The organism is Streptomyces sp. NBC_01296 (assembly GCF_035984415.1).
Lineage (GTDB): Bacteria > Actinomycetota > Actinomycetes > Streptomycetales > Streptomycetaceae > Streptomyces.
On the sequence record NZ_CP130720.1, the window covers coordinates 2,616,698 to 2,641,174 of the forward strand.

A 24,477-nucleotide genomic window follows, 5' to 3' on the forward strand; every position below is an offset into this window, starting at 1 on the left:
CGCGTTGCATGGGGACATGAACGCAGACGACCGACCCACGCCCGCACCGTCAAAGCCGCCCAGGGGCCGACCCAGTGTGCGGTGTCGCGGCGCGCCGGGCTCCGCCCTCGCGCAGCACCTGTTCCGACGCTTCCCGGAGCGGATCGCGGGCCCGGTTCCGGTCTCCGGCGGCGGCGAACTGCCGGCCCTGACCGATCAGCGCCGGGATCGGCTCCGTCCAGTCCGGCGTGTCCCGCAGCAGCCCTACGACCTGCTCGGCCAGCTCCAGCCCGCAAGCCCCCGGTCGCCGCGCTCAGGCACCGCCCCTGCAGGCGTGGTGTGTTCCAGACCGTGGCTGGCCGCGGCCCGCTGCGCATGGCCGGTTTCGACCAGAGCGAGGACGGCGACAGCAACCACGTGCGTCGGCAGGCGCGTTCGCCATTCGCCTCCGAAGTCTGCCGCGCATCGAGCAGCGAGCCGCACTGCCCGGCCAGACACCGTTCGACCAGACGGTCGGCCTCGTCCAGTTCGTCGGCCCACAGGGCCACGGGGCGGCGGGTTCCGCCAACAGCCGTCCTGGTCCAGTCCGCATGCCGGAGCCGTGGTCCGCCGGATCCTGCCCACGCAGGGCGACCGCCTGCCGGACACCCGGAACCACCTGACCCCGGCCGCACCCCCGCCCGCCGCGTAAGGGGGGCGCGGCCGGCTCCGATGCGGAGTGTCGGCCGCCCCGGGCCGCGTTCAGCCTGCCGTCGCGAGGATCAGCGGAAGGACCGGCCCGCTGCCCGCCTGGCGCAGCAGGCGGGCAGCGACCGCCAGGGTCCAGCCGGAGTCGGAGTAGTCGTCCACGAGGAGGACGGGCCCGGGCGACTGCGCCAGGGCCGCGGCCAGTTCCTCGGAGACGGCGAAGGTGCCGGCCAGGGCCCTGAGGCGCTGGGCGGAGTTGCTGCGCCGCGCCGCGTGCGCGCCGCCCGGACCGGTGTACGTCAGGGTGCCCAGGTACGGGAGGCGCCCGATGCTCGCGATCCCCTCCGCGAGGGACCCGACCAGCTGCGGGCGGGCGAGGGACGGTACGGCGACGACGCCCACGGGCCGGGCGGAGGCGTCCGGGACATCGGGTGCCCAGCCGCCCGCAGAGCGCGCCCAGTCGGCGAGGACGGCCACCGCGGCGTGCAGGACCTCGTCGGGGACCGGTCCGTCGGGTGCGTTCTCCGCCAGCAGGGGGCGCAGGCGGTTGCCCCAGCCGATGTCCGAGAGCCGGCCCAGGGCCCGCCCGGTGGAGCACTGCTCGCTGGCCGGGATGCGTCCTTTGAGGCTGATGCCCAGTGCGGACATGCCCGTCGGCCACATACGGCGCGGCTCCACCTCCACCCCCGGGCGGTCCAGTTCCTTCGCCGCCCCGCTCAGCGTCTCCGCCGACACCGAGGAATCGGCCCAGGCGCCCGCGCAGTTGTCGCACCGCCCGCAGGGAGCCGCCCCCTCGTCGTCCAGCTGCCGGCGCAGGAACTCCATCCGGCACCCGGACGTGCTCACGTAGTCGCGCATGGCCTGCTGTTCGGCGGCCCGCTGGCGGGCGACCCACGCGTACCGCTCGGAGTCGTACGTCCACTCCCGGCCGGTGGAGGTCCAGCCGCCCTTCACCCGCTTGACCGCTCCGTCGACGTCGAGCACCTTGAGCATGGTCTCCAGCCGGGTGCGCCGAAGCTCCACCGCCGCTTCCAGGGCCGGCACGGACAGCGGTCGTCCCGCATCGGCGAGGGCCGACAGGGTCTGCCGTACCTGGGCCTCGGGCGGGAAGGCGGTATCGGCGAAGTAGCGCCAGATGGCCTCGTCCTCCTTGCCCGGCAGCAGCAGCACCTCGGCGTGTTCCACACCGCGCCCGGCGCGGCCGACCTGCTGGTAGTAGGCGATCGGCGAGGACGGCGAACCGAGGTGGATCACGAAGCCCAGGTCGGGCTTGTCGAAGCCCATGCCCAGCGCCGACGTCGCGACCAGCGCCTTGACCCGGTTCTCCATCAGGTCGACCTCGGCCTGCAGCCGGTCGGCGTTCTCTGTCTTCCCCGTGTACGAGGCCACCGGGAAGCCGCGCTGCCGCAGGAAGACGGCGGCTTCCTCTGCCGCGGCCACCGTCAGCGTGTAGATGATCCCCGAGCCGGGCAGCTCGTCCAGGTGCTCGGCGAGCCAGGCCAGCCGGTGCGCGGCGTCCGGCAGCTGCACCACGCCCAGCCGCAGGCTTTCGCGGTCCAGCGGGCCGCGCAGCACCAGCGCCTCGCCGGCGCCCGTTCCCAGCTGCTCCGCCACGTCCGCGGTGACGCGGGCGTTGGCGGTCGCGGTGGTGGCCAGGACCGGCACACCGGGGGCGAGGTCTCCGAGCATGGCCCGCAGCCGGCGGTAGTCGGGGCGGAAGTCGTGGCCCCAGTCGGAGATGCAGTGGGCCTCGTCGACCACCAGCAGACCGGTGGTGGCCGCGAGCTTGGGCAGCACCTGCTCGCGGAAGTCCACGGAGTTGAGGCGTTCGGGGCTGACGAGGAGGACGTCGGTCTCGCCGCGCTCGACCTCCTCGTAGATCGTGTCCCACTCCTCCGGGTTGGCCGAGTTGATGGTGCGCGCCTGAATACCGGCCCGCGCCGCCGCCTCGACCTGGTTGCGCATCAGCGCCAGCAGCGGCGAAATGATCACGGTGGGGCCGGATCCGCGCCGTCGCAGCAGCGCGGTCGCGACGAAGTACACCGCCGACTTGCCCCAGCCGGTGCGCTGCACCACCAGGGCCCGCCGGCGCTCCTCCACCAGGGCCGCCACGGCCTGCCACTGGTCCTCCCGCAGCCGCGCCGAACCTCCCGGTGCGCCCACGAGCTCGGCGAGGACGGCATCGGCTTCGGTGCGGAGCTCCAGGTTGTCCATGCCCCCATGCAACCGGATGGCACGGACAATCGGCCAATTCACCCAACGTGACGAGCACGTCACGGATGGCCTACGCGTCGCACGCCGCGAGCGGGCCGCGCCGGGGTGCGTGCCTCCACCAGGCCTGGACCGGGACCCCGGCGCCGCCGTCGAGTCTGGCCCGTAGCGAGTGTTTCCGCTGGTACTGGCGCTTCGGCCGTAGTCGAATGAGTCATCTTCGGTGTGACGGGGCAAGGATATGAACGGCATACCGGCGAATTCCGGTCGGCGGCGCCAATTGCTCGTTGCCGCATGCTCACGGGCCACGCGAGAATCGGAGTGTTCCCGCTCGGCTCGACGGCGCTCTCCTGGGCCGCGCCGCGGCGTGCCCGCACTTCAGCTGTGCCCGTCCGCGGGCGTGTACCCGAAGGGAGGACCGTGACCTTCGGATTCGCCCCGCCCTCGACCACGTCTCTGACACAGGCAGCCGGCGGCTCCAGCCGGCACGGCCGACTGCTGGAACCCGCCGAGTGGACATCGGCGGGCATCCCCCTGCTGCGCAATCCGCGCGAGGTGGTCAGCGGGCTGCACTCCCGGCACGTTCCGGTCCCCTCGACCGCGGTGATCGCCGTCCTCGGCCCCGAGGAACAGCTCGTCGCGAGCGCCTCCTTCGTCCAGCGCTCGGCCTCGGCCGACGGCTGGGAGTACCGCAACGCCCTGCTCGCCGCGCTGCGCCGGGTCCTCCCGCACGACCTGCGGCGCCGGACCCCGGTCCGGACGGCGGTCCTGCTGTACTGCCGCGAGGGCGACGAGCGGTGGACCGAGGAGGACGGCGCCTGGATGTGGGGTCTGCGGGACGCCTGCACCCTGCACGGGCTGCGCTGCGGTGCGTACATCACGCTGACCCGCGGGGGCTGGCAGGTGCTGGGCGAAGGCCGGGGCGGCCGGCGGCCGAGCTCCGACTCGCGCCCCGAGCGCCTCGGCGACACCGTGGCCGAGTTCCCCGCGGTGAGCCTGCGCACCAGCGGCGGCGCGACCGAGGTCCTGCGCCGTACCGCCGCGCGCTGAGCCCGCCGTACCCGTACGCCGGCCCGCCCGCGGGCAGCCCTCACGGCCGCACACCCTGGAGCGGGCGTACGGCAGGTCAGGCCTCGGGCTTCAGCGGGGCCGGCTCCCGGCCGACCCCGCCCCTCGACCGCGCCGGGGTACGGGGCGTCAGACGCCCGTGCCCAGCACGGAGTTGATCTGCTGCGGGTCGCCGCACACGATGAGCAGCGCGCCGGCCCGCGTCAGCGCGGTCGGCAGGGCGGCGGCGTTCGCCTCGGCCGGTCCGCCGTTGGCCGCGAAGACCACGACGGGACGGCCCGCAGCGCGCTCGACCTGCGTCGCGTCCGCGTAGAAGACGTCGTCCCCGGCGTCGTGCAGGGCCCAGTACGCGGCCTCGCCGAAGGACAGCTCGTGAGCGGCCCACGGGTGCGGGTCGCCGGTGGTGAGCACCAGGATGTCGCCGGGCGCGCGCCCGGTGTCGAGCAGCAGGTCGACGGCCTCTTCGGCCGCGTCCAGCGCACCCTCGGCGGAGGCCGGGATCAGCTGGATCTGCGGCACCGCCGCGGAGACGGACGGTGCGGTGGGGGCGGCGGGAACGGGTCCGGGGGTGGCCTGCGGCGCACGCTGCGCGGGCGGGGCGGGCCTGGAGGCACCTCCCGCGCGGCTTGCCGCTGCGGGGGAGGGACCGGGGCGTCCGGGCCGCGGCACGGCGGCGGGACGCGGACCAGGTACGGGACGGGGGGTCTGCGCGGTGCGGCTCGCAGCCGGCGTGACGCGGGGACCCTGGGCACTCTCGTGAATCTGAGGCTCCTCGGGGGTGAGAGGCATGAGTTGATGTCTATCAAACACCGGTACGAAACGTACCGGCGGGTGGCACGTGGGTGCGATCAGAAATCGAAGCCGAGTTGGCCTCCGTTTTCCAGCTCCACCGACTCCTCGCTGCGGCGCACCTTCTTGAGGTGGCGCCACCGGGGCAGCGCGTCGAGGTACGACCACGAGAGCCGGTGGTACGGGGTCGGCCCGAGTTCCTCGAGCGCGGCCCGGTGCACGGGCGAGGGGTATCCGGCGTTGTCACCGAAGGCGAAGTCCTGAATGCCGCCGCCCTGTTGACCGAGTTCGGCCATCATGCGGTCGCGCCTGACCTTGGCGATCACCGAGGCCGCCGCGACGGCGACGCAGGACTGGTCGCCCTTGATCACCGTACGAACCCGCCAGGGCGGGCCGAGATAGTCGTGCTTGCCGTCGAGGATCACCGCGTCGGGCCGCACGGGCAGCGCCTCCAAGGCGCGCTCCGCGGCGAGCCGCAGGGCGGCGGTCATCCCGAGTTCGTCGATCTCCTCCGGCGAGGCATGCCCCAGGGCGTACGCGGTGACCCAGGTCTCGAGGACGTCGAGGAGCGCGTCGCGGCGTTTTTGGGTGAGCAGTTTGGAGTCGGTGAGCCCTGCGGGCGGCCGGCGCAGACCGGTGATCGCCGCGCACACGGTGACCGGACCGGCCCAGGCCCCTCGTCCGACTTCGTCGACCCCGGCGATGACCTTGGCGCCGGTGGTTGCACGGAGGGAGCGTTCGACGGTGTGGGTGGGTGCTTCGTACGGCATGGCGCCAGCAAGGTTACGCCGCCCCGAGCCGCCTGCACACCCCGGCCCGGGTGGAGTCGGTACGCCGTCTCACGCCCTGAGCAGCGGCACCATGACCTGATCGATCATCTCCGCGATGTCCGGATCCGTCCATTCGCTCCCGCACACCTTCGCGCCGTACATCATCATCGCCGGAATGACGTCGGCGACGAACGGACCGGTCGCATCCGGCCGCACGTCTCCCCGCTCGATCCCCCGCTGGACAAGGTCCCTGATCAACCGGTGGGCGGGCTCGTGCAGCCCCGCCCGGATGACGTCGTGGAACCGACCCGCATGGGCGTGGTCGCATTCGTGAAGGACAGCCCGCAGCGCCTGGCCGGCCCGCGACTCCATCACGTCCCGCATCCGCACACACAACCGGATGAGGTCGCCCCGGATCGATCCGTGGTCGGCGATCGCCCCGATCGGCGGCAGCCCGGTCCGCAGCACGTCGGCCACCAGGTCCGCCTTCGAGGGCCAGCGCCGGTACACCGCCGCCTTGCCGGTGTGCGCGCCGGCCGCGACGCCCTCCATGGTGAGCGCGTTCCAGCCGACGGTGCTCAGCTGCTCCAAGGCCGCGTCGAGAATCGCCCGTTCGAGTTCCGGACCCCGCCTGCGCCCCGGTGACGTCGCTGACCAGCGCGAACCCACCATCACCTCTGCCTCCGGCCGACCCACGCGCCCCTCGCACGCGTTTTCAGCCTTAGTGAACGGTTGCGTTCACTATCAAGGGCCTCCTACCGTGGACCCTCAGTGAACGGATGCGTTCACTATTTCACTATGGGGGGTTCCACGGTGAAAGGCTCTCAACTCGCCACGCCCCGGATACCGGGCGCGGCCCGCCGGGAAGGCCGCCCGGGCGTGGCGCTCACGGTCATCGCCGCGTGCCAGCTGATGGTCGTCCTCGACGCGACGATCGTGAACATCGCACTTCCGCACATCCAGACCGCCCTCTCCTTCTCCACCACCGACCTGTCCTGGGTCATCAGCGCGTACACGCTGGCCTTCGGCGGGCTCCTGCTGCTCGGCGGCCGGGCCGGCGACATCCTCGGCCGGCGCCGCGTGTTCATGACGGGCATCCTGCTGTTCACCCTGGCCTCCCTGCTCGGCGGCTTCGCACAGGAGCCCTGGCAACTGCTCGCCGCCCGCGCCCTGCAGGGGGTCGGCGGCGCGATCGCCTCGCCGACCTCGCTGGCCCTGATCACCACCACGTTCGCCGAAGGCCCCGAGCGCAACCGGGCGTTCGGGGTGTTCGCCGCCGTCTCCGCGGGCGGCGGCGCGATCGGCCTGCTGGCCGGCGGGATGCTGACCGAGTGGCTCGACTGGCGTTGGGTGCTCTTCGTCAACGTGCCGATCGGCGTGCTGATCGCCGTGCTCGCGCCGCTGTACATCACCGAGTCCGAGCGCCACCCGGGCCGGTTCGACATCGCGGGCGCCCTCACCTCCACCGGCGGCATGGCCGCGCTCGTCTACGGGTTCATCCGCGCCTCCGAGGACGGCTGGCGCGACGGGCTCACCCTCACCTCTTTCACGGCGGCCGTCGTCCTGCTCGCGCTCTTCGTGGCCATCGAGTCGCGGGCCCACGAGCCGATCATCCCGCTGCGGATGTTCGCCGACCGCAACCGCGCGGGCACGTACCTGATCATGCTCGGCCTCGCCGCCGCGATGTTCGGCATGTTCTTCTTCATCGTCCAGTTCGTCCAGAACGTGCTGGACTTCTCCCCGATCCGGTCTGGGCTCGGCTTCCTGCCCGTGACCGTCGCGATCGTCACCGCCGCAGGCCTCTCGCAGCGCTTCCTGCCGCGCTTCGGCCCCAAGCCGTTCATGGTCGCCGGATCCGGCCTCACCGGCCTCGGACTGGCCTGGCTGACCCTCATCCGCACCGACAGCTCGTACGTCTCCGGGGTCCTCGGGCCGATGCTGATGTTCGGTTTCGGCATGGGCCTGAACTTCGTGACGCTCACCCTCACCGCCGTCTCCGGGGTCGCCCAGCGGGAGGCGGGCGCGGCCTCCGGGCTGCTCAACGCCAGCCAGCAGGTCGGCGGCTCGCTCGGCCTGTCGATCCTGGTCACCGTCTTCGGTACGGCCAGCCGGAGCGAGGGCGAGAAGCAGGTGCCGGACTTCATGGCCCACGCGGACCCCGATCAGATGGCCGCGTTCAAGGAGACCGGGCGGCTGCCCGACCCCTGGGGGGACCTCGTCCTCACCCAGGGCATCTCCACCGCGTTCACCGCGGCCGTCGCCATGGCCGGGCTCGCGCTGGCCACCGCGCTGCTGGTGATCAGGGTGCGCAAGAGCGACCTGGAGGCCCTCAACGGCGCCGCCGCGGAGGCCGGTCCGGCCGCCTGAGCCCGGTCGTCCGTACGCAGGCCCGGGCGCGGGGATGAACGATCCCGCGCCCGGGCCCTCGTACGGATCCGCCGCCGGGCGGCTAGCCGATGGTGCGGCTGTGGAAGGTGCCCAGGCTCGAGCAGACCTCGTACGAGGCCTTCACCGGGCGCTCGCGAAGGATCTGCCGGGCCCGGTACTCACCGAGGCTCATCGCGTACCAGGGCACCCGACCGCCCCTCGACAGCTCGTTGTTGATACCCCGCAGCGCGCAGGAGCGGCGGGGTTCGGGCAGCCGGTCCAGGGCGGGCACCGCATCCGCCGACAGGGACTGGAAGTAGGCCAGGTCGATCTTGCCGTCCTGCTGGTAGCGGGCCACGTTCTTCTCGGCGACCATCCCGTCCGGGGACAGCAGCCCGAATACCAGGACGGCGGCGGCCGCGCTCCCCGCGACCAGGCGTGGCAGCCGGCTCGCGCCGAACACCCCGGCAGCCATAATCAGTACGATGACCAGCCCGAGCCAGAGCTCCATCGCGGCCACCGACACGCGCAGCCGGGTCAGTCCGTACGCGTCCACGTACAGGTCCATCCGGCGCAGCGCGGAAGCGACCACGACCAGGGTCAGCGCACACAGCGTGCCCAGGACCACGCGGACGAAGCCCCGGTCGCCGGCTCCGGCGCGCGGGGCCCAGCGCAGGGCGAGGGCGATCACGGCGAGGGTGAGCAGGGTGGCCCAGAGCAGCTGCCAGAAGCCCTGGCGGGCGTACTCGGCGTAGGTGAGCCCGGTGCTCTCCAAGACCTTGTCGTACCCGCCGAACAGGACGGCCAGCTGGACGGCGTTGAAGCCGGCGAAGAGCAGGTTGAGCACGACGAGCGGAAGCGCCCATTCGACGCGGGAGCGCGGCTTTCCGGGCGCCACCCGGATCCGGTCCCAGCGCGAGGGCGCCGCGGCGGCGCGGGCGGCGGCGAGTGCGAGAAGGGCTCCGAGCAGGAACAGCAGGAAGCGCACCGGGCTGTCGCCGACGGAGACGTCGGGGGTCAGCCCGCTCAGCAGGTCCGCGAAGGCGGCGTCGGCGGAGGCGAAGAGGGCGCCGAAGAGCACCAGCAGGACCACGGCCACCAGCGCTGCCTTGGCCACGGGCAGCCAGCGGCTGCGGTCGACCCCGCTGCCGCGCGAGCGCAGCCCGCTCCAGGCCCAGCGGATCCCGAGCACGGTGGCGTCGACGAAGCCGAGCGGGCTGAGCAGGACGCCGGGCCAGGTGCGGCTGCCGTGCAGGGCCAGTGCGCCGAGCAGGACGGCGGCGAGCAGCGCGAGGGTGGACGGCCAGCCGGCGTCGCGCAGCGCGGGTACGGCGAGGAGGGCCACGCAGCCGACCGCCCAGACCAGGGTCCAGGGGCGGGCTGTACGCCGGGCCGTACGGGCGGCGACGTACGCGGCGGCGATGGCGGGCACGACGGCGAGCAGCAGGCCGGGGCCCAGACCGTCGCCGAGGAAGAGGGCCGAGGCGATGCCGGCGACGACGGCGCAGACCAGCACGGCGGTGGGCACGGGCCCGGCCAGTCCCGGCCGCGCGGCTTCGGCCCAGGCGAGCGGCGCGATGGACCACGCCCCGGACTCGGCCCGCTGCCGGCGCACTTGATAGGTCCGCCACGCCTTGGGATCCCACCCCGCCGGCGCCACGCCGGCGGCCGGCCCGTGGCCCGGAGATCCGGCGGCAGACCCTGCCGCCGAAGGCGCCGCGGGCTGTGCCGGGGTCGGCTCCGGGACAGCTGCCGTGCCGGACCCTGCCGCCGAGTCTGCGGGCGGACCGGCGGCTGCGGGCGGCCCCGCTGTTGCCGGAGCCGGCTGCGCCGGATCGGCAGCCGTGCCCCCGACCGCGTCCCCGGCCGCGGCGTCGGCCACCCCGTCGGTGTTCTCTGACATCGGGTTCCCCTCCCCTGTCGGCCGCCCCCGTCGTCACGACGAGGGCGGCAGCGCGCGGACAGGGTAGGCCCGTGACGTGCGGCTTCAGCCACACCGGAAGGGGCCCTGTGGCAGGACCGTGACAATCAGAACGGGTCATATCGCCCACCGTGGACGCCCGCTCCCCCGGCCAGGCGGTCAGGCGGCCCGGCGGCTTGGCCACGGGCCACCGCGCCGTCGGCTAACGCGCCGCCGTCTCCGGCAGCCAGGCCGGCAGGGCCTCCGTACGGGCCAGCCAGGCGGCGGGCAGCACTTCGTCCCCGCGCGCCCCCAGCACTCCGCCGACGATCGCGCAGGTCGTGTCGACGTCACCGCCCACCTGCGCGGTGGTCCAGAACGCCCGCTCGTAGTCGTCCAGCGACCGCGCCGCCGACCACAGGGCGAACGGCACGGTGTCGTGGGCGCTCGTGCGCCGCCCGCAGCCCAGTACCGCCGCGACCGTGGTCGCGTCGCCGTAGTCCAGCATGTCCCGTGCCCGCCGCAGCCCCGCGCCCACGGCGCTGCGCGGCACCAGCGCGATCACCCCGTCCAGCAGGTCGGCGGCCTTCGGCGGACCGGTCGGAGCTGCCGCCAGTGCGGCCGCCGCGGCGACGGCCATCGCCCCGCACACCGCCTCGCGGTGCTGGTGGGTGGTGTAGGCGGAGATCTCCGCCTGGTGCGTGGCCTGCTCGGGGTCGTCGGCGTACCAGGCGCCCAGCGGCGCGATGCGCATCGCCGCGCCGTTGCCCCACGAGCCCTGCCCGTTGAACAGCTCGGCGGCCAGCGTGCGCCAGTCCTCGCCCTCCCGGACGAGCCGCAGCATCCGGTTCACGGCGGGCCCGTAACCGCGGTCGAAGTCGTGGTGGTGGGCGAACGAACTCGCCAGGGCGTCCTGGTCGATCCGTCCGTGTGCGGCGAGGACGGCGACCACCGAGCAGGCCATCTCGGTGTCATCGGTCCACTGCCAGGTCTCGGTGCCGGCGGGCAGCTCGCGGCGCTTGAGGAGGGGGTAGTTCACGGGGACGAAGTACTGGGAGCCCAGGGCGTCACCCAGAGCCAGCCCGCGGAGGCTGGCCATGGCGCGTGCGTAGCGCCTTTCGGAAGAGGAGTCAGCGGTCATCCCGCGTCACTTTAGCCGTCCAGGTCATAAGGCTCCGGTGTGGTCCACCGCTCAAACGGGCGGTCCATCCGGTATCGGCCGTCCGGACCCGGCAGAAGCACCCTGAATTCGCCGTTCCGGGGGTTGGAGAGGGCCTCGAACTCGGCCACCGACCAGTGGAACCAGCGCATGCAGAACAGCCGCATGGTCAGGCCGTGGGTCACGAGCAGGACGTTCTGCGGATGGTCCGGGGCCTCGAAGCTGCGGTAGAGGCTCTCCAGGAAGGATCCGACGCGGTCGTAGACGTCCGCGCCCGACTCGCCCTGCGCGAAGCGGTAGAAGAAGTGCCCGTACGCGTCGCGGTACGCCTTCTGCAGCCGTACGTCGTCGCGGTCCTGCCAGTTCCCCCAGTCCTGCTCCCGCAGCCTCGGCTCCTCGCGCATCCGGACCCGCGCCGGGTCCAGCCGCAGCTCCCGGAAGGTCTGCAGGGTCCGGCGGTAGGGGGAGACGTATGCGCTGACGGCTTCGTCGCCGAACAGCTCGCGCAGCCGTACGCCGGCCTCCGCGGCCTCTTCGTGCCCCCGGCGGGTCAGGCGCAGGGCGTGGTCGGGCTCCCGCTCGTACACCGTGTCATCGGCATTGCCCTCCGATTCCCCGTGCCGGACAAGGACGATGCGCCGTGGTCGTGCCATTCCCCGACCCTATTCGGCCACCGGCGGGCCGGGCACCCGGGCACGCCGGTCGGGCCCGCCGATCGTCCTACGGTCATACCGTCCAGGACGATTCGAGGTCGACGACGTCACCGGTGAGGGCTTCCACGTCGGCCTCGGTCTGGGCGCGCAGCGAGAGCCGTTCGACCCGTTCCTGACGGTACTTGCCGTGTTCGGCGGCGGCATGCCACATCGACAGTACGAGGAACTCCCGGCCGGGGGCCTCCCCGAAGAGGCCGCGGATCATTCCGGGTGAGCCGGCCATGGCGGGGTTCCACACCTTCTCCTGCATGAGGGCGAAGTGGTCCACGCGGCCCTCCCGCACCCGGGTGTGGGCCACGCGCACGACGTCCGCGTCGGTGAACCGCGGCTCGAAGCCGGTCTTCACGTCGAAGCGGTGGTCGAAGAGCGTGACCCGCGCATTGGTGTACGTGCCGGTCTGGGCCGCGGCCAGCCGGTCGTACGACCGGGCCATGAAGGAGTCGTAGAAGGAACGGCTCTCCCAGAACGCAAAGACATGCGCGACCCCCTGCCTCCCCCGGCTCCAGCCGCCACCCTGTCCCCGGAATCCCGGCTCGCCAGGCAGCCCCGCCCATTTGCGCTGCCCGCGCTCGAACCCGCGTCGGTCCGTCACCGTGCAGCGAATCCACTTGACCAGCACCGCGCCATCGTACGGGCCCGGCGCGGCCCCGGTCAGTCCCTACGGCGGTTGATCCGCGCCAGTTCCTCCGCATCCCGCCCGGACAGCCGAAGCCCGAACTCCCGGTCGAGCAGCGCGAGCAGCTCGTCGGGGTCCACCGAACGCCTCTCGACCCGCCCGTCGGCGTACAGCCCGGTGAGCTCGCGCCCCACGAGCGCCCGGCGAACGGGGTGGTGGACGGGGTCGCCCGGGTGCTGGACGATCACCTGCCCGACGAAGGCGGAGCGGGGGTGGGAGGAGCTGTAGTGGTTGAGCAGGACGTAGTCGACGGGGTAGTAGGGCTGCGGGGAGAACGCGTACAGGTCCCGCCAGGCCCCCTCGCGCAGCATGCACAGCACGAGGATCCCGTCGCCCTCCTCGCGGACGGCGTACGTCCACTCCCCCTGCACGACTTCGGCTCCGGGCTGCGCAAGCGGGACGGGCTCGCGCGGGCCCTGGTGGCCGAACCCGGCGTCGCACAGCCAGGGTTCCCCCTCGACGGTGGCGACGAGGACGGCGTGCGTCACCGCGAGCAGGGTGTCCCCCCGGGTGCGGTTGCGGGCGCCGCGCCCGGAGACCTCGAAGCCGATCCGCTCCAGGGCCGCGGCCAGCAGCGAGTTCTGCTCGTAGCAGTAGCCGCCGCGGCGGTCGTGCACGAGCTTGTCCTCGAGGGCCTTGACGCCCAGCTCAACGGGGCGACCGAGCAGCACGTCCAGGTTCTCGAAGGTGATGGCACCGGTGTGGGCCCGGTGCACTGCGTACAACGTCCCGAGGTCCGGCCGGAGTTCCCCGTCCTCCCCGACGGGCCCGTCGTATCCGATCCGCGCCAGATAGGCATCGAGATCCAGCTGGTCACCGCTCCACATGTGTCTCCCCCGTCTCCCATCCGCCCCGGCCGCCATCGCGGCTCCCGGTAAATTTCGGGCGGCGGCGCTTCCACGCCCCGCACAATGATCTCCATGACCGCCCTGCACACCAACCCGCTCTTCGACCGCCTCGCCGGCGCCGAGCGCATCCTGGTGGCGGGGGCGGGCGGCGGCTTCGACGTCTACGCCGGCCTCCCCATCGCCCTCTCCCTCATCCACCAGGGCAAGGAGGTCCACCTGGCGAACCTCTCCTTCAGCCACCTCGCCGGGCTGCCCATCGAGGACTGGGCGGCTCCCGACCTCGCCGCCATCACCCCGCGCACCGCGCCCCACCAGGCCTACTTCCCCGAACGGACGCTGGCCCAGTGGCTGGAGGCGCACGGCTACCCGGCCACCGTCTACGCCTTCCCGCAGACCGGGGTGCAGCCGCTGCGCGCCGCCTACCGCGCGCTGGTCGACCTCCACCGCATCGACGCGATCGTGCTGGTCGACGGCGGCACGGACATCCTGATGCGCGGCGACGAAGCGGGCCTCGGGACCCCCGAAGAGGACCTGACCAGCGTCGCGGCGCTGGCCGCGCTGGACGACGTACCGGAGCGCCTGGTCGTATCGGTCGGCTTCGGCGTGGACGCGTACCACGGGGTCAGCCACGCCCTCGTGCTGGAGAACATCGCGGCGCTGGAGCGCGAGGGCGCGTACCTCGGCGCCTTCTCCATTCCGCGCGCCACCCGTGAGGGCGCGCTCTTCCTCGACGCCGTGGCCCACGCCCAGGAGTACACCCCGGACCGCCCCAGCATCGTCAACGGCTCGATCGCCGCGGCCGTCCGCGGCTCCTTCGGCGACGTCCGGTTCACGACCCGCACGAGCGGCAGCGAGCTCTTCATCAACCCGCTGATGTCACTGTGTTTCGCCTTCGACCTGCCGGGCCTCGCCGCGCGCTGCCTCTACCTGTACCGCATCGAGGACACCCACCTGATGCGCCAGGTCCACTCCCGGATCGCGGAATTCCGCGACGAACTCGTCCCCCGCCCACCCCGCCGTATCCCCCACTGACCCGCCCGCCCCGCCGCACGACGCCGTCATGCGTCACCCGATGACGGAGCGGGGACCGGCACGATGTGCCGGTCCCCGCTCCGTCAGCCGCTCAAGGAGCGGCGTTCAGCCGTGTACTGGTGGAGATCACTTGTTCCTGGGGCGCAGTATTCCCCGCGTCGCGGGGCCCGTGCGATCCGTGGAAGACGTTGCGATCCGTGGCACGCCGACCTGGATGGCGCCGTTCCTCCGCCGGGTAGCCGACCGAGACCAACAGGGCTATGGCCAGGTCGTCACGGCCGTCGATCCCGATCACCTTCTTCACCTTGGCTTCGTCCCAACCGTTCATGGGCGAGGTCGCCAGACCCATCTCCGTAGCAGCGAGCATCAGGAACGAGGCCGCGATCATGGCGTCCTTGACCGCGTACTCCCGAAGCAGACCGCGCCGATCGAGATCCTCCTGGAAGGCCCTCGACGCGGCGGAGAACATCGCGATGAACTCGTCGTCCCATGCTCCGCTGCGCCGCGCCTGCTCATGGACGTCGCCGTGGTCATCGCGCCAGGCCTGCGGCTCGGCGACGAAGACCAGTACGACCGGGGCCTCTTGGGGCTGGGGCTGGCCTCCGGTAGCCCATGCCAGCCCCGCACGGCCTTCTCCTGCGGACACCACGACGATCGACCGGTCCTGCAGGTTCCAGCTGGTGGGGGCCTCGACCGCGAGATCGAGGAGCGCTTCGAGCGTGCTCGGCGGAATCGGGTCGGGCCGGTAGTGGCGGACGGTGCGGCGGGTGCGGATCGCTTCTGCGACAGACATCGTGTGGCTCGTCATGTCACTCACTATTGGAGAGTGACTCTCCATCGGGAAGAGGGCACCTTTTTGTGCGCTACTCTCCCGCCATGAAGACCATGGTGGAAGCCTCCGGACTACCTGCCGACGTCTACTCCGCAAAGTGCCCGACGCGCCAGGTCCTCGACCACATCTCCGGCAAGTGGACGATCCTCGTCGTGGACGCCCTCCTCGAAGGGACCCTGCGGTACACCGACTTGATGCGGCGCATCGAGGGTGTCTCACAGAAGATGCTCACCCAGACGTTGCGCGGCCTGGAGGCCGACGGGTTCGTCACCCGCACCGTGTACCCCACCATCCCGCCCCGAGTCGAATACGACCTGACGGAGCTCGGTCGCAGTCTGGCGGAGCCGATCAGCGCACTCCGCCAATGGACCGAAACCCATATCAACGAGATCGAGCGGGCCCGGGCCCGGAGCACCTCGGAGGCGGCGGAAGCCACCTGAGCAGTCGCATCGGACACAACGGGCAATGACGCCGACGGGGAGCCGGCATTTCACCGACTCCCCGCTTTGACCAGGCACTTCATGCCTGGTGGGCGCCTACTTTCAGCTGCAGCCGCTGGTCGAGCCGCAGCCCTCGCAGATGTAGCAGGAGCCTGCGCGCTGCATCTTCGTACCGCACGAGAAGCAGAGCGGGGCGTCGGCGGAGACGCCGAGCTGCATCTCGACCAGTTCGGCGTTGGAGTGCGCCGTCTTCGGAGCCTGGACCTCGAGGACCGCGGCCGGCTTCGGGGCAGCCGGGACGGCGGCCAGCGGGGCCGACTGGGCCAGGGACTCCGTGTCGAGGTCGTCCTCGAGCGGCTCGTACGAGCCGGTGTCCAGGTGGCGCTGACGCTCCTCGGCGGTGTGGATGCCGAGCGCCGAGCGGGTCTCGAAGGGCAGGAAGTCGAGAGCCAGGCGGCGGAAGATGTAGTCGACGATCGACTGCGCCATCCGCACGTCCGGGTCGTCCGTCATCCCGGCCGGCTCGAAGCGCATGTTCGTGAACTTCGAGACGTACGTCTCCAGCGGGACGCCGTACTGCAGACCGACCGAGACGGCGATCGAGAAGGCGTCCATCATGCCCGCGAGGGTCGAACCCTGCTTGGACATCTTCAGGAAGACCTCGCCCAGGCCGTCGTCCGGGTAGGAGTTCGCGGTCATGTAACCCTCGGCGCCACCCACGGTGAAGGAGGTGGTGATGCCCGGGCGGCCCTTGGGAAGGCGCTTGCGGACGGGGCGGTACTCGATGACCTTCTCGACCGCCGCGCGGATGGTGTCCTCCGCCTTGGCGGTGACCTCCACCTTCTCCTCTTCCTTCTTCTTCGCGGAGAGGGGCTGGCCGACCTTGCAGTTGTCGCGGTAGATCGCGAGCGCCTTGACGCCCATCTTCCACGCCTCGAAGTAGATCTCCTCGATCTCCTCGACGGTCGCCGTCTCCGGCATGTTGACCGTCTTCGAGATCGCGCCGGAGATCCAGGGCTGGATCGCGGCCATCATGCGGACGTGACCCATCGCGGAGATGGAACGCTCGCCCATCGCGCAGTCGAAGACCGAGTAGTGCTCGGTCTTCAGACCCGGGGCGTCGACGACCACGCCGTGCTCGGCGATGTGCGCGACGATCGCCTCGATCTGCTCCTCCTGGTAACCCAGGCGGCGCAGGGCCTGCGGGACGGTGCCGTTGACGATCTGCATCGAGCCGCCGCCGACGAGCTTCTTGAACTTGACCAGGGCCAGGTCCGGCTCGACACCGGTGGTGTCGCAGGACATCGCGAGACCGATGGTGCCGGTCGGCGCGAGGACGGAGGCCTGGGAGTTGCGGAAGCCGTTCTTCTCGCCGAGGCGCAGGACGTCCTGCCAGGCCTCGGTGGCCGCAGCCCAGATCGAGTTGTCCAGGTCGTCGGTGCGCGGCGCGACACCGTTGGCGTCGGCGTGCTGCTTCATGACGCGCTTGTGCGCCTCGGCGTTGCGGGCGTAGCCGTCGTACGGGCCGACGATGGCGGCCAGCTCGGCGGAGCGCTTGTACGCGGTGCCGGTCATCAGCGAGGTGATCGACGCGGCGAGGGTGCGGCCGCCGTCCGAGTCGTACGCGTGGCCGGTCGCCATCAGCAGGGCGCCGAGGTTGGCGTAGCCGATGCCCAGCTGGCGGAAGGCGCGGGTGTTCTCGCCGATCTTCTGCGTCGGGAAGTCCGCGAAGCAGATCGAGATGTCCATCGCGGTGATGACGAGCTCGACGACCTTGGCGAAGCGCTCGGCGTCGAAGGACTGGTTGCCCTTGCCGTCGTCGTTCAGGAACTTCATCAGGTTCAGCGAGGCGAGGTTGCAGGACGTGTTGTCCAGGTGCATGTACTCGCTGCACGGGTTGGACGCGGTGATGCGGCCGGACTCGGGGCAGGTGTGCCAGTTGTTGATCACACCGTCGTACTGGATGCCCGGGTCGGCGCAGGCCCACGCGGCCTCGGCCAGCTTGCGGAAGAGCGCCTTGGCGTCGATCTTCTCGATGACCTCGCCGGTCATGCGGGCCCGCAGGCCGAACTCGGTGCCGTTCTCGACGGCCGTCATGAACTCGTCGTTCACGCGGACGGAGTTGTTGGCGTTCTGGTACTGGACGGACGTGATGTCGTCGCCACCCAGGTCCATGTCGAAGCCCGCGTCGCGCAGGGCGCGGATCTTCTCCTCTTCCTTCACCTTGGTGGCGATGAAGTCCTCGACGTCCGGGTGGTCCACGTCCAGGACGACCATCTTGGCCGCGCGGCGGGTGGCGCCGCCCGACTTGATCGTTCCTGCGGACGCGTCGGCGCCGCGCATGAAGGAGACGGGACCGGAGGCGTTGCCGCCGGAGGAGAGGAGCTCCTTGGAGGAGCGGATGCGGGAGAGGTTCAGGCCGGCGCCGGAGCCGCCCTTGAAGATCATGCCCTCTTCCTTGTACCAGTCGAGGATCGACTCCATGGAGTCGTCGACGGCGAGGATGAAGCAGGCGGAGACCTGCTGCGGCTGGGGCGTGCCCACGTTGAACCACACCGGCGAGTTGAAGCTGAAGATCTGGTGCAGGAGGGCGTAGGTCAGCTCGTGCTCGAAGATCTCCGCGTCGGCGGGGGACGCGAAGTAGTCGTAGTCCTCGCCGGCCTTCGTGTACGTCTTCACGATGCGGTCGATGAGCTGCTTGAGACCGGTCTCGCGCTGCGGGGTGCCGACCGCGCCGCGGAAGTACTTGCTGGTGACGATGTTGACCGCGTTGACCGACCAGAAGTCGGGGAACTCGACGCCACGCTGCTCGAAGTTCACCGAGCCGTCGCGCCAGTTGGTCATGACGACGTCACGGCGCTCCCAGCTCACCTCGTCGTACGGGTGCACGCCGGGGGTGGTGTGGATGCGCTCGATCCGAAGGCCGCTCTTGGCAGTCTTGGTCCCCTTCGCACGGGACCCTCGTGCCGAGCTGCTCGCCGTCTCTGTCATGCCGCTTCCTCCCATATGCGGGCAAAAACGCCCTAAAGTGCCAGCGTTATTCCGCGGCACGGTCTGTCTTGTATCTACGTTTCTTCGCCTGGCCGTCCCGGGCGGCGGCCGCGCTGCACTGCGGCCGCCCGGTCAGTCGGCGGCGGAGGCGGGCACGGGGACCGCAGCGGTCCCCCCGGGCTCGCACTCTTGGGGGTGAGGCCGCGGCACGCGGAGTTCCGCGATGGCGGTCTCGAAGTCTTCGAGCGTGTCGAACGCCTTGTAAACGGACGCGAACCGGAGGTACGCGACCAGGTCGAGCTCCTGCAACGGGCCGAGTATGGCCAGACCCACGTCATGGGTGGTCAGCTCGGCGCTCCCGGTGGCGCGCACCGCCTCCTCGACCCGCTGGCCGAGCTTGGCGAGGGCGTCCTCGGTGACCGGCCGTCCCTGGCACGCCTTGCGCACGCCGGAGATGACCTTGGTACGGCTGAAGGGTTCGGTCACCCCGCTGCGCTTGATCACCATCAGCGAGGCCGTCTCCACCGTCGTGAAACGACGGGAGCAGTCGGGGCACTGACGGCGCCGACGGATCGACGTGCCGTCGTCCGTGGTGCGGCTGTCGACGACGCGGCTGTCGGGGTGCCTGCAGAAGGGGCAGTGCATGGTCCCCTCACCCTCCCTCTTGGCACGACTGAATCACCTCACGAGGCCCCTGAACGACGGGGACGGGTCCCTGTCGGGGGCTCGTGAAGCAGCCACCAGCATATGCGATGCCGAGGGCCTCGACGGACCGAGGACCACAACTTCTGGGCGGCAGCGCACATCCAACCACTAGATCTTGGGTTGTGGTGGATTTTGTTCGTTCCGCGTGTCGCCGGGTCCCATGCCCGGATCCGGGCGTTCCCGGTGCCACACTGGGCGCGGGACCGGAGGGCGGCGATCCGACCGGGAAGGGTACCGTAAACAGCGGAGCCGGGACCGAACCCGCGTTCGGTGGACCGATCGTCCATACACCCCTCGTTCTGACCACGGTGGACGATCTGCGATTTTTCACTCGAACGTGTGTTTGGCGCAACCTTTCGAAAGCTACTACCGTTGTCCAGCTAGGGAGAACATTTCGAGAGGGGCCGACGTGACCACCACCGCAGACAGTGCCACCATCACTGCCCAGAACCGCTCCCAGAGCCGACTCGAGCCGGTGCATCCCATGAATGACGCAAGCCTGAACCCGGAGGCGGAGCCCGTACGCCCCGCACGATCGCTGCCAGGTCGACCTCCAGGCATCCGCGCCGACAGCTCCGGACTCACCGACCGGCAGCGGAGGGTCATCGAAGTCATTCGCGATTCGGTGCAGCGGCGCGGCTACCCGCCGTCGATGCGGGAGATCGGCCAGGCGGTCGGCCTGTCCAGCACGTCGTCGGTCGCGCACCAGCTGATGGCCCTCGAGCGCAAGGGCTTCCTGCGCCGGGACCCGCACCGCCCCCGGGCGTACGAGGTCCGCGGCTCCGACCAGCCCAGCTCGCAGCCCACGGACACCACCGGCAAGCCCGCCGCCTCGTACGTCCCCCTGGTCGGCCGAATCGCGGCCGGCGGCCCGATCCTCGCCGAGGAGTCGGTGGAGGACGTGTTCCCGCTCCCCCGCCAGCTCGTCGGCGACGGAGAGCTCTTCGTCCTCAAGGTCGTCGGCGACTCGATGATCGAGGCCGCCATCTGCGACGGCGACTGGGTCACGGTCCGCCGTCAGCCGGTCGCGGAGAACGGCGACATCGTGGCTGCGATGCTCGACGGCGAGGCCACCGTCAAGCGCTTCAAGCGCGAGGACGGCCATGTCTGGCTGCTCCCGCACAACGCCGCCTACCAGCCGATCCCCGGCGACGAGGCGACCATCCTCGGCAAGGTCGTCGCGGTACTGCGCCGGGTCTGACCCCGCGCCCCCATCCGGCTCCGGGACCCACTGCGCCGGTCCCGGAGCTGCTGTTTTTGCGCTGAGCCACCGCCGCCCTCGCGGAGGTGGCTGCTCGCCGCTGGGGTGCTCAATCAGTGGCTGAGCTCGTTGCTCTCGAGGGTTGGGCTACTTGCCGTCCGCCTGTGCGGCGGCGTCGATTGCGGCGAGGGAGCGCCGGGCCTGGTTGCGGTCCGTGGTGTACCAGAAGTCCGGCAGCGTGGCCCGCAGGAAGCTCCCGTACCGGGCCGTGGCCAGCCGGGGGTCCAGGACCGCGACGACACCCCGGTCGTCGCCGGCCCGTACGAGCCGACCCGCCCCCTGGGCCATCAGGAGCGCCGCATGCGTGGCCGCGACCGCCATGAAACCGTTGCCGCCGTGCTCCTCGACCGACTTCTGCCGGGCGCTCATCAGCGGGTCGTCGGGACGCGGGAACGGGATCCGGTCCATGACCACGAGCTGGCAGCTGGGACCGGGCACGTCCACGCCCTGCCAGAGCGACAGCGTCCCGAACAGGCAGGTCTTCGGGTCCGCCGCGAACGCCTTGATGAGCTCGCCCAGCGTCTCCTCGCCCTGGAGCAGGATCGGGTTGTCCAGCCGGCCGCGCAGCTCCTCGGCGGCCGCCTTGGCGCCCCGCATGGAGGAGAACAGTCCGAGGGTGCGGCCGCCGGCCGCCTCGATCAGTTCGGCGAGCTCGTCCATCATGTCGCCGCGGGTGCCCTCCCGGCCGGGCGTGGCCAGGTGCTTCGCGACGTAGAGGATGCCCTGCTTGGGGTAGTCGAACGGCGAGCCGACGTCCAGGCCCTTCCAGACCGGCGCCTCGTCCCCCTCGACCCCTTCGGGAGACAGGCCCAGCGAGGCCGCGACCCCGTTGAAATCGCCGCCCAGCTTGAGGGTCGCCGAGGTCAGGACCACCGAGCGGTCCTCGAACAGCTTCTCGCGCAGCAGCCCGGACACCGACAGCGGGGCGACCCGGAGGGTGGCGCCGAAGCGGTCGTGCCGCTCGTACCAGACGACGTCGTACTCGGAGCGCAGCAGGATCCGCTCGGCCACCCCGTGGACGCTCTCCACCGCGGCCAGGGCCTGCTTGCGGACGGCGTCCTCGTCGTGGACGGACTTGTCGCGGGTCGCACCGATCGCCGAGATGACATTGCGCGCCGCGTCCCGCAGGGCCGCCAGTGCGTAGCCGAGGTCCTCGGGGACCTCCTCCAGCCGGCCCGGCAGGGCCAGCTCCATGACCCGCTCGAAGGACTCGGACGCGGTCTGGAGCGAATCCGCGGTCTTCTCGTCGACCAGCTTGGCCGCGCGCTTCACGGCGCGGTTGACCTGGCCCGGGGTGAGCTCGCCGGTGGCGACTCCGGTCACCCGGGAGACCAGCTCGTGCGCCTCGTCCACGATCAGCACTTCGTGCTGCGGCAGCACCGGGGCGCCCTCGATGGCGTCGATGGCCAGCAGCGCGTGGTTGGTGACGACCACGTCGGCGAGCTTGGCCCGCTCTCGGGCGGCCTCGGCGAAGCACTCGGCGCCGTACGCGCACTTCGTCGCGCCCAGGCACTCCCGGGAAGACACGGAGATCTGCGACCAGGCCTTGTCCGAGACGCCCGGGGTCAGGTCGTCCCGGTCGCCGGTCTCGGTCTCGTCGGCCCAGTCGCGCAGGCGCAGCAGGTCCTTGCCGAGCTTGCTGGTGGGGGTGGCCGCCTCGAACTGGTCGAAGAGGCCCTCCTCCTCGTCCTGCGGCGCGCCCTCGTGGAGCCGGTGCAGGCACAGGTAGTTGGACCGGCCCTTGAGCATGGCGAACTGCGGGCGGCGACGGAGCTGCGGGTGCAGCGCGTCGACCGTCCGGGGCAGGTCGCGCTCGACCAGCTGCCGCTGGAGGGCGAGGGTGGCGGTCGCCACGACCACGCGCTCACCGTGCGCGAGGGCCGGCACCAGGTAGCCGAGGGACTTGCCGGTGCCGGTGCCGGCCTGGATGAGCCGGTGCGTGTTGTCGTCGATCGCTTCGGCGACGGCTTCGGCCATGGCCACCTGGCCGGGCCGCTCCGTGCCGCCGACGGCGGAGACGGCGGCGTGCAGCAGGTCGGGGAGGGAGGGCTTCGTCATAGCAATGACAACCCTACGGGGCGCCACCGACAGTGACCGCCACGACGATGATTCATGGCCGGTACAAGGGGTTGGGTACGGTGCCGTGCTCCACCGCGCGCGGGCGGTCGGGGCGGTCGCGGTAACCGTCCTCGTACAGCCGGTTCCGGTTCAGGCAGAGCCGCCCGATGCGCTCGCCGAGCAGGTCGAAGAGCTCGTAGCGCTCCTTGAGCTCGGGGAAGCGGGCCTGGTGGCGCAGGATCTCCGCCCGTACTAGCGACCAGAACTCCTCTTCCGGGACGTCGAGGCGGTCCTCGCACAGGGCGGAGAGGTAGCGGAACACTCCGACGAAGAGGCCGGAGTGGATGTACTGGGGCAGGAAGTCCGCGGGCTTGACGCGCAGCGCGGCGCGCACCCCGGCAGGCACGGCGGCGAGCTCGGGCAGCGGCTCGCGGCAGATGCCGACCTCGTCCACGAAGTCCTTGAGGGCGATCCGGACCGGGACGTCGTACTCGTCGAAGATCACGGTGGTGTTCTCGCCGTGCGGGGAGAAGACGGTGCCGTAGCGGTAGAGGAAGTGGAGCAGCGGGGGCAGCAGGGCGGCGAAGAGCCGCTGGAGCCAGCCGACGGGCGTGAGCCCGGACCGGGCGACGAGCTCGGCGGTGAAAGACCGGCCGCGCGGGTCCACGTGGAGGAGGGAGGCGAGCGTACGGGCCCGCTCACCGGGGGCGAGCCGGCCGGTCAGGGGCTCGCGCCAGATCGCCCCGAGGAGCTCCTTGTACTGGTACGGAGCCTCGGGGAGCCGGTCGTAGACGGGGTGGCGCACGGTGACCGAGGCGACCTCGCCGAGGAGGACGACCCGGCATTCGTCGCGGAGGAACGGGTCGGCGTCGTGGAGGGACCGGATCCAGGCGGTGACGGCGGGGGCGGCGACGGAGTGGTCGGAGGGCAGGCCGCGCCAGACCAAGGTGTTGAAGACGGAGAGCGGCAGTTTCACGCTGTGCCGGTCGGGGCGGCTGAGGTTGAGGAAGGTACGGACCGACTGCTGCGGGATGCGCAGGTCGGGGTCGGCGGGGAGGGGGACCAGGGCGCCCGAGGCCAGGGCCGGGGCGAACAGGGGGAGCACGATCTCGTCCCACTGCCACGGGTGGACCGGGAGGTAGAGGTAGCCGAGCGGATCGAGGCCGCGGGCGCGCAGGGTCCGGTCGAAGGCGGCCCGGGTGACGGAGTCGAGCTCCTGGGCGTAGAGGCGGGCCGGGTCTTCCAGACCGGCCGTGCCGCGGTAGGCCGCGAGGGAGGTGTGGGCCGCGAGCCAGGGCAGCCGCTGGCGGGTGCGGGCCTCGGGGGCCCAGGCGGCGGTGTCGGCGGCGGACAGTCCTATGCGGCCTTTGTTGGCGACGAGCCAGGGGTGGCCGGTCTGGTGGCCTTCGAGCTCGGCGTGGTCGAGGTCGGCGAGGACGTCGGCGGTGAGCGCGGTGTGCTCGAGGCGGGCGTCGGCGGCGAGGGTGGCGCTGAGCTCGCGGACCAGGTGGCCGAGGGTGGCGCCGTCGAGGCCGAGGAGGGTGCGGGTGCGGATCAGGAAGGCGTACGGGTCCGCGAAGGAGGTCGGGGGCTCCGGCGATGGGGACGGCGGGGTGAGGGTGACGGTGTCGGGGGCGACGTGCCAGCTGCCGTAGGCGCGGCGGCGGGCCCGGAAGCCGAGGCTGCTGCCGTCGTCGAGGGTCAGCTGCCAGGCATCGCCGGAGGTGGTGCCCGGGGCCGGGACGGGCCTGATGACCTCCTCGTACGCGAACTCGCCCAGCATTTTGGCGAGCAGCCGACGGGCGGCGGACTCCCAGGTCGCGCTGTTGAGTTCGGGCGGCGTGCAGGGGTGCTGGGGGGACGGCGGAACGGCAGGTTCCGCGAAGTGGGGTCCGGTGGAGTCGGGGGTGGCGGGGAAATGCGGCACGGGACTCCTCGGGGTTCGGGAACTTTGCTGCGCGACGCAGAGTTTTCGAAGGGTGAGGCGTGAA

At 71.6% G+C, this 24,477-nt stretch carries 19 protein-coding genes; 5 read left to right on the forward strand and 14 right to left on the reverse strand.

The annotated features are described in order from the left end of the window. Positions 1-720: 720 nt before the first annotated feature. A complete protein-coding gene (locus OG299_RS11630) occupies positions 721-2,880 on the reverse strand; it encodes a RecQ family ATP-dependent DNA helicase (RefSeq protein ID WP_327361456.1) in 2,160 nt (719 codons plus the stop codon). Positions 2,881-3,297: 417 nt separating this feature from the next. Between OG299_RS11630 and OG299_RS11635 the strand changes: the two genes are divergently transcribed. Further along, on the forward strand, positions 3,298-3,927 hold the full coding sequence (locus OG299_RS11635; RefSeq protein WP_327361457.1) for a hypothetical protein: 630 nt from the start codon (positions 3,298-3,300) through the stop codon (positions 3,925-3,927). A gap of 147 nt (positions 3,928-4,074) precedes the next feature. Here OG299_RS11635 and OG299_RS11640 read toward each other — a convergent pair whose 3' ends face one another. The 3 genes from OG299_RS11640 to OG299_RS11650 all read right to left on the reverse strand — a co-directional run bounded on the left by OG299_RS11640 (position 4,075) and on the right by OG299_RS11650 (position 6,176). Next, a complete protein-coding gene (locus tag OG299_RS11640; protein WP_327361458.1) occupies positions 4,075-4,734 on the reverse strand; it encodes a hypothetical protein in 660 nt (219 codons plus the stop codon). 59 nt (positions 4,735-4,793) lie between these two features. Continuing rightward, entirely contained in the window at positions 4,794-5,504 is a 711-nt protein-coding gene (locus OG299_RS11645) for a ribonuclease HII (protein ID WP_327361459.1), read from the reverse strand. Positions 5,505-5,573: 69 nt separating this feature from the next. Then, positions 5,574-6,176 carry a TetR/AcrR family transcriptional regulator gene (locus OG299_RS11650; RefSeq protein ID WP_266636420.1) on the reverse strand — a complete coding sequence of 201 codons (603 nt, stop codon included), beginning with the start codon at positions 6,174-6,176 and terminating at the stop codon, positions 5,574-5,576. Positions 6,177-6,317: 141 nt separating this feature from the next. Here OG299_RS11650 and OG299_RS11655 point away from each other — a divergent pair, with 141 nt between their 5' ends. Further along, positions 6,318-7,871 carry an MFS transporter gene (locus OG299_RS11655; RefSeq protein ID WP_266636045.1) on the forward strand — a complete coding sequence of 518 codons (1,554 nt, stop codon included), beginning with the start codon at positions 6,318-6,320 and terminating at the stop codon, positions 7,869-7,871. Positions 7,872-7,953: 82 nt separating this feature from the next. Here OG299_RS11655 and OG299_RS11660 read toward each other — a convergent pair whose 3' ends face one another. The 5 genes from OG299_RS11660 to OG299_RS11680 all read right to left on the reverse strand — a co-directional run bounded on the left by OG299_RS11660 (position 7,954) and on the right by OG299_RS11680 (position 13,146). After that, positions 7,954-9,774, reverse strand: coding sequence for a DUF4153 domain-containing protein (locus OG299_RS11660; protein ID WP_327361460.1), 1,821 nt, complete (start codon positions 9,772-9,774; stop codon positions 7,954-7,956). A gap of 220 nt (positions 9,775-9,994) precedes the next feature. Continuing rightward, positions 9,995-10,912: an ADP-ribosylglycohydrolase family protein gene (locus OG299_RS11665; protein ID WP_266636047.1), complete on the reverse strand. Its 918-nt coding sequence runs from the start codon at positions 10,910-10,912 to the stop codon at positions 9,995-9,997. A gap of 11 nt (positions 10,913-10,923) precedes the next feature. Beyond that, positions 10,924-11,583, reverse strand: a complete 660-nt coding sequence (locus tag OG299_RS11670) for a histidine phosphatase family protein (RefSeq protein WP_327361461.1) — start codon at positions 11,581-11,583, stop codon at positions 10,924-10,926. A 73-nt stretch (positions 11,584-11,656) separates the two neighbouring features. Beyond that, positions 11,657-12,262 carry a YdbC family protein gene (locus OG299_RS11675; protein WP_053787769.1) on the reverse strand — a complete coding sequence of 202 codons (606 nt, stop codon included), beginning with the start codon at positions 12,260-12,262 and terminating at the stop codon, positions 11,657-11,659. A gap of 32 nt (positions 12,263-12,294) precedes the next feature. Then, a complete protein-coding gene (locus tag OG299_RS11680) occupies positions 12,295-13,146 on the reverse strand; it encodes an arylamine N-acetyltransferase family protein (protein ID WP_327361462.1) in 852 nt (283 codons plus the stop codon). A gap of 93 nt (positions 13,147-13,239) precedes the next feature. Between OG299_RS11680 and OG299_RS11685 the strand changes: the two genes are divergently transcribed. Further along, complete coding sequence (locus OG299_RS11685; RefSeq protein ID WP_327361463.1) at positions 13,240-14,199, forward strand: DUF1152 domain-containing protein; 960 nt, start codon at positions 13,240-13,242, stop codon at positions 14,197-14,199. Positions 14,200-14,290: 91 nt separating this feature from the next. Here the strand turns inward: OG299_RS11685 and OG299_RS11690 are convergent, their stop codons facing one another. Next, positions 14,291-15,007: a nitroreductase family protein gene (locus OG299_RS11690; RefSeq protein WP_266636096.1), complete on the reverse strand. Its 717-nt coding sequence runs from the start codon at positions 15,005-15,007 to the stop codon at positions 14,291-14,293. 68 nt (positions 15,008-15,075) lie between these two features. Here OG299_RS11690 and OG299_RS11695 point away from each other — a divergent pair, with 68 nt between their 5' ends. Next, complete coding sequence (locus OG299_RS11695) at positions 15,076-15,471, forward strand: winged helix-turn-helix transcriptional regulator (protein ID WP_266636098.1); 396 nt, start codon at positions 15,076-15,078, stop codon at positions 15,469-15,471. A gap of 102 nt (positions 15,472-15,573) precedes the next feature. On the opposite strand, the gene OG299_RS11700 is transcribed toward OG299_RS11695, so the two are convergent. Together OG299_RS11700 and nrdR are read right to left on the reverse strand one after the other, a co-directional pair. Continuing rightward, entirely contained in the window at positions 15,574-18,462 is a 2,889-nt protein-coding gene (locus OG299_RS11700) for a vitamin B12-dependent ribonucleotide reductase (protein WP_327361464.1), read from the reverse strand. 132 nt (positions 18,463-18,594) lie between these two features. Next, positions 18,595-19,107: a transcriptional regulator NrdR gene (gene nrdR, locus OG299_RS11705; protein ID WP_134070617.1), complete on the reverse strand. Its 513-nt coding sequence runs from the start codon at positions 19,105-19,107 to the stop codon at positions 18,595-18,597. A gap of 469 nt (positions 19,108-19,576) precedes the next feature. Between nrdR and lexA the strand changes: the two genes are divergently transcribed. After that, on the forward strand, positions 19,577-20,368 hold the full coding sequence (gene lexA, locus OG299_RS11710) for a transcriptional repressor LexA (protein WP_030301390.1): 792 nt from the start codon (positions 19,577-19,579) through the stop codon (positions 20,366-20,368). Between the two features lie 147 nt (positions 20,369-20,515). Here the strand turns inward: lexA and OG299_RS11715 are convergent, their stop codons facing one another. Together OG299_RS11715 and OG299_RS11720 are read right to left on the reverse strand one after the other, a co-directional pair. Continuing rightward, the gene (locus OG299_RS11715) at positions 20,516-22,486 is read right to left on the reverse strand and encodes an ATP-dependent DNA helicase (RefSeq protein ID WP_327361465.1); all 1,971 of its coding nucleotides are present in this window, start codon (positions 22,484-22,486) and stop codon (positions 20,516-20,518) included. Positions 22,487-22,538: 52 nt separating this feature from the next. Next, positions 22,539-24,413 carry an IucA/IucC family protein gene (locus tag OG299_RS11720; protein WP_327361466.1) on the reverse strand — a complete coding sequence of 625 codons (1,875 nt, stop codon included), beginning with the start codon at positions 24,411-24,413 and terminating at the stop codon, positions 22,539-22,541. Positions 24,414-24,477: the final 64 nt, after the last annotated feature.

Excerpts from the sequence above, each read along its gene's own strand:
- OG299_RS11650 (WP_266636420.1), bottom strand. The coding sequence starts at position 6,176 with ATGGTGGGTTCGCGCTGGTCAGCGACGTCACCGGGGCGCAGGCGGGGT.
- nrdR (WP_134070617.1), bottom strand. The coding sequence starts at position 19,107 with ATGCACTGCCCCTTCTGCAGGCACCCCGACAGCCGCGTCGTCGACAGC.
- OG299_RS11630 (WP_327361456.1), bottom strand. The coding sequence starts at position 2,880 with ATGGACAACCTGGAGCTCCGCACCGAAGCCGATGCCGTCCTCGCCGAG.
- OG299_RS11700 (WP_327361464.1), bottom strand. The coding sequence starts at position 18,462 with ATGACAGAGACGGCGAGCAGCTCGGCACGAGGGTCCCGTGCGAAGGGG.
- OG299_RS11665 (WP_266636047.1), bottom strand. The coding sequence starts at position 10,912 with ATGACCGCTGACTCCTCTTCCGAAAGGCGCTACGCACGCGCCATGGCC.
- OG299_RS11660 (WP_327361460.1), bottom strand. The coding sequence starts at position 9,774 with ATGTCAGAGAACACCGACGGGGTGGCCGACGCCGCGGCCGGGGACGCG.
- OG299_RS11640 (WP_327361458.1), bottom strand. The coding sequence starts at position 4,734 with ATGCCTCTCACCCCCGAGGAGCCTCAGATTCACGAGAGTGCCCAGGGT.
- OG299_RS11695 (WP_266636098.1), top strand. The coding sequence starts at position 15,076 with ATGAAGACCATGGTGGAAGCCTCCGGACTACCTGCCGACGTCTACTCC.
- OG299_RS11690 (WP_266636096.1), bottom strand. The coding sequence starts at position 15,007 with ATGACGAGCCACACGATGTCTGTCGCAGAAGCGATCCGCACCCGCCGC.
- OG299_RS11670 (WP_327361461.1), bottom strand. The coding sequence starts at position 11,583 with ATGGCACGACCACGGCGCATCGTCCTTGTCCGGCACGGGGAATCGGAG.
- OG299_RS11680 (WP_327361462.1), bottom strand. The coding sequence starts at position 13,146 with ATGTGGAGCGGTGACCAGCTGGATCTCGATGCCTATCTGGCGCGGATC.
- OG299_RS11645 (WP_327361459.1), bottom strand. The coding sequence starts at position 5,504 with ATGCCGTACGAAGCACCCACCCACACCGTCGAACGCTCCCTCCGTGCA.
- OG299_RS11685 (WP_327361463.1), top strand. The coding sequence starts at position 13,240 with ATGACCGCCCTGCACACCAACCCGCTCTTCGACCGCCTCGCCGGCGCC.
- OG299_RS11715 (WP_327361465.1), bottom strand. The coding sequence starts at position 22,486 with ATGACGAAGCCCTCCCTCCCCGACCTGCTGCACGCCGCCGTCTCCGCC.